The 4693-nt window shown below is 75.1% G+C and carries 2 protein-coding genes; both read right to left on the bottom strand.

The features are described 5' to 3' along the window. Window positions 1–1570 (bottom strand): type I polyketide synthase (locus ACFW6A_RS39075; protein WP_386646655.1); only part of this gene is annotated, 1570 nt, incomplete at its 3' end. 63 nt (window positions 1571–1633) lie between these two features. Further along, window positions 1634–4693 (bottom strand): SDR family NAD(P)-dependent oxidoreductase (locus ACFW6A_RS39070; RefSeq protein ID WP_386646653.1); only part of this gene is annotated, 3060 nt, incomplete at its 5' end.

The raw sequence follows: 4693 nt of genomic DNA, 5'->3' as shown, positions 1-4693 counted from the left end.
TGGCCAGGGAGTGGGCGAGGTCGAGGTCGTCCAGTTCGGGGTGGGCGTCGAGGTGGGCGAGGAGACGTGCGGCCTGGGCGCGCAGGGCGGGCTCGCTCCTGGCCGACAGGACGAAGGGGAGGACGGACGGGCGGGCGCGCTCGGCGGGGGCGGGCGCGGTGTCCGTCCCGGGGGCGTCCGCCGGTTCCTCGGCCGGCGCCTCCTCCAGGATCACGTGCGCGTTCGTCCCGCTCACACCGAAGGCGGACACCGCGGCGCGCCGCGGCTCCCCCTCCTTGTCCGGCCAGGCACGTTCCTCGGTGAGGAGTTCGACGTCGCCGGTGCTCCAGTCGACCATGGGGGTGGGCGCGTCGACGTGGAGGGTCTTCGGCAGCACGCCGTGGCGCATGGCCTGCACCATCTTGATGACGCCGCTGACACCCGCCGCCGCGACCGTGTGCCCGATGTTGGACTTCAGCGAGCCGAGGTAGAGGGGGTGTCGGTCCCGGTTCTGTCCGTAGGTGGCGAGGAGGGCCTGGGCTTCGATGGGGTCGCCGAGGCGGGTTCCGGTGCCGTGGGCCTCGACGGCGTCGACGTCGTTCGCGGTGAGGCCGGCGTGGGTGAGGGCCTCGCGGATGACGCGTTCCTGTGAGGGGCCGTTGGGGGCGGTCAGTCCGTTGCTCGCGCCGTCCTGGTTGACGGCGGAGCCGCGCAGGACGGCGAGGACGGTGTGGCCGTTGGCCCGGGCGTCGGAGAGGCGTTCGACCAGGAGGAGTCCGACGCCCTCGGACCAGGAGGTGCCGTCGGCGGCGGCCGCGAACGACTTGATGCGCCCGTCCGGGGCCAGCCCGTTCTGCCGGGAGAAGTCGACGAAGCCGCTGGGGGTCGCCGTCACCGTCACCCCGCCCGCGAGCGCCAGGTCGCACTCGCCGGACCGCAGCGCGTTCGCCGCGAGGTGCAGGGCCACCAGCGACGACGAACACGCCGTGTCCACCGAGATCGCGGGCCCCTCGAGGCCGAAGGTGTAGGCGATGCGGCCCGAGGCGACACTGCTCAGCTTGCTCGTGAGGAGATAGCCCTCGAACTCCTCGGGGCCTTCGAGCCCCAGATAGCTCTGCTCCACCACGCCCGCGTACACACCGGTACGGCTGCCCCGCAGCGACGTCGGGTCGATGCCGGCCCGCTCGAAGGCCTCCCACGCCGTCTCCAGGAGCAGCCGCTGCTGCGGGTCCATCGCCTGCGCCTCACGCGGCGAGATGCCGAAGAACCCCGCGTCGAAGAGCGCCGCGTCGTGCAGGAAGCCGCCCTCGCGCGTGTAGGAGGTGCCGGGCGTGTTCGGGTCGGGGTCGTACAGGGCGTCCAGGTCCCAGCCGCGGTCGGTGGGGAAGCCGGAGATGGCGTCGACTCCGTCGGCCACCATCCGCCACAGGTCCTCGGGTGAGGCCACCCCGCCCGGGAGCCGGCACGCCATCGAGACGATCGCGACGGGTTCGGCGGCCCCGGACTCCAGCTCGGCGAGCCTTTGCTGCGCCTTGTGGAGATCGGCGGTGACCCACCTGAGGTACTCGACGAGCTTCTCTTCATTGGACATACGGGATCGATTTCTCCTAGAGGCGCACAGAGGGCCGAGAGACGCGGAGCCTGCGGGGCGTGGTCAGGTGGCGGAGCGGCCGAGCCGGGAGTCGATGAAGCTGAAGAGCTCGTCTGCCGACGCCGCCGCGAGGGTCGCCGTCGCCTCCGGGGCCGAAGGCTCCTCCTCGACGCCGGTCAGCTGCGCGAGCAGGCCCCGGAGCCGCGCCGAGATCTCCGACCGCTCCGCCTCGCCCTGCGGCGGGGTGGCCAGGGCGGCCTCCAGCCGGTCGAGTTCGGCGAGGACGGCCGAGCCCTCGGCGGCGGCTGCCAGGTCCTCCCACTGCCGCACCACGTGCTCGGCGAGCGCCGCGGGCGTGGGGTGGTCGAAGACCATGGTCGCGGGCAGCCGGATCCCGGTGGCGGCGTTGAGCCGGTCGCGCAGCTCCACACCGGTCATGGAGTCCAGGCCCAGCTCCTGGAAGGGACGCTCCGGCGCCACGGCGTCGACGGACGCGTGCCCGAGCACCGCCGCCAGCTCGGTGCGTACGAGGGACAGCGCCGTCGACTCCCGTTCGGCCGGCGACAGCAGGGCGAACCGCTCGGCCGGGGACCGCTCGGCCGAGCCGGCCGTCCCGGCCGCGCGCCGCACCGGTCGTCCTCCCGCCACGGTGCGCAGCAGGAGCGGGACGCCGTCGCCGGCGCGGATGTCGTCGAGGCTCAACGGGGTGGCGACGACCGCCGCCGCGTCCGCGCCGAGCGCCCGGTCGAACAGCGCGAGCCCCTGTTCCGGTGTCGTCGGCAGAAACCCGCTGCGCACGAACCGCTGGAGGTCCTTGTCGTGGAGACGCCCGTTGATGCCGCCCCCCTCCCACAGCCCCCAGGCCACGGAGACCGCGGGCAGGCCGTGCGCCCGCCGGTGCCCGGCGAGACCGTCGAGGAAGGCGTTGGCCGCCGCGTAGTTGGCCTGGCCGGGGCCGCCGAACACGCCCACGGTGGAGGAGAAGAGCACGAACACGCCGAGTTCCGTGTCCCGCGTCAGCTCGTGCAGGTTCCAGGCCCCGTCGACCTTCGGGCGCAGCACCGCGTGCAGCCGCTCGGGCGTCAAGGCGTCGATCAGACCGTTGTCGAGCACACCCGCGGCGTGCACGACACCGGTCAGCGGGCGGTCGGCCGGAACCTTCGCGAGCAGCGCGGCGAGCGCGTCGCGGTCCGCCACGTCGCAGGCCGCGACCGTGACCTCCGCGCCGAGCTCCTTGAGGTCGGCGGTCAATTCCGCCGCACCGTCGGCCTCCTCACCGGTCCGTCCGACGAGCAGCAGGTGGGCGGCGCCGTACTCCGCCGCGAGATGCCTCGCGACGACGGAGCCCAGGGCGCCGGTGCCACCGGTGATCAGAACGGTTCCCCCGGTCGCCCAGGACGGCCTGCCCGGCGCCCCGGCACCGGGAACACGCCGCAGTCGCGGCGTCAGGACGGCGCCACCGCGCACGACCGCCTCGGCCGCCCCGCTCGCCAGGATCGCGGACAACCGCTCCGCCGGGACGTCCCCGTCGGTGTCGACGAGCACGATGCGGCCCGGTGCCGCCTCGGACCGCGCCGAACGCACCAGACCCCACAGCGCGGCACCCGCCGGACTCGGCGCCTCCGCACCGCCGGCGGCCACCGCCCCACGGGTCAGCACGACCAGCGGGGTCCCGGCGAGCCGCTCGTCGGCGAGCCACCGCCGCAGCAGGTCCAGGGCGTGCTCCAGACGGTCGTGCACGGCCGCCGCGAGCCCCTCCGCACCGGAGTCCGGCCACGGCAGGGCCACCGCGTCGAGCCCTGCGACAGCGGTCGCCGCCGCGGCGACGCCGTCGAACCGCGCGACCACCTCGGTGCCCGTGGCGCCGGTCGGCGCCACGGCGCCCTCGCCGAGGACACCCCAGCGCACCGGCCGTACCGCGCCTGCCCCGGCCGCCGGACTCCACTCGACACCGAAGACGCTCTCGGCGCTCTCGCCCCGCCCGGCCCGGAACCGCTCCACCGGAACGTCCCGGTACGCGATCGCCCCGACCGTGGCCACCAGCTGCCCCGCGGGGTCGGTGAGGCGGAGGGAGACCGTGTCCGCGTCGAGTTCGACCACCTCGGCCGTCACGGCGGTGGCTCCGCCGGCGTGCAGCCGCACCTCACGCCAGTCGACCGGTACGGACACCGCGCCGGCTCCGCCGACGCGGCCGGCGAGCGCCTCGTCGAGCAGCCGCGGATGGATCACGTACCGCCGGGCCTCGTCCGCCGACTCCGGCGGCAGGGCGATGTCCGTGCCGCCGGCCGGGACCGGCCGGCGAGCGGCGTCGTCGGCCGGGTCGTCGGACAGATAGCGCCCCTGGGCGTGCAGGGTCCACGCCGCCGTGGAGTCGCCGTCGGGCCGGGAGTGGACCGACACGCCGGGTCGCCCCTCACCGTCGCCGGTCCCGGCCCGCACCTGCACCTGCAGGGCGCCCTCGGCGGGCAGCACCAGCGGCTCCCGGATCCCGAACTCCGCCAGGGCGGAGCAGCCGATCTCGTCGCCCGCGCGCACCGCGAGCTCCACCAGCGCCGCCGCGGGCACCACGGCCGCCCCCAGCACGTCGTGCAGGGGCAGCACGGGGTGGCCGCCCGCCGGGATCCGGCTGGTGAACACGGTCTCGGCGGAACCCGCGATCCCGACCGGCGAGCCGAGCAGCGGATGCCCGCCGGCCGACGCCGTCGCCACCGCGGGCGAGCCGCCGGCGGCGGCCTCCAGCCAGTACCGCTCCTCCTGGAAGGCGTACGTGGGCAGACCGACGCGCCGCGCCCCGGTCTCCGCGAAGTACGCGGCCCAGTCGACCGCCGTGCCCCGGGCGAAGGCCGCCCCGAGGGCGGACAGCAGGGTCGACACCTCGGGCCTGCCCTTGCGCAGGGCCGGAACCGTCACCTTGCCGTCCGCCTCCGTCACCGACTCCGCGGCCATCGACGCGCACACGCCGTCGGGTCCCACCTCCACGTAGGTGGTGACGCCGGTGGTTTCCAGGGTGCGTATGGCGTCGGTGAAACGGACGGTGCCGCGGAGTTGGTCGGTCCAGTAGTCGGGGGAGGTCCATTGTCCGGTGGTGAGGGTGGTGCCGGTGGCTGTGGAGACGGCGGGGAT

This window comes from Streptomyces sp. NPDC058758 (genome assembly GCF_042746075.1).
In the GTDB taxonomy this organism is placed as follows: domain Bacteria; phylum Actinomycetota; class Actinomycetes; order Streptomycetales; family Streptomycetaceae; genus Streptomyces.
This window is presented reverse-complemented; position numbering and strand designations above follow the sequence as displayed.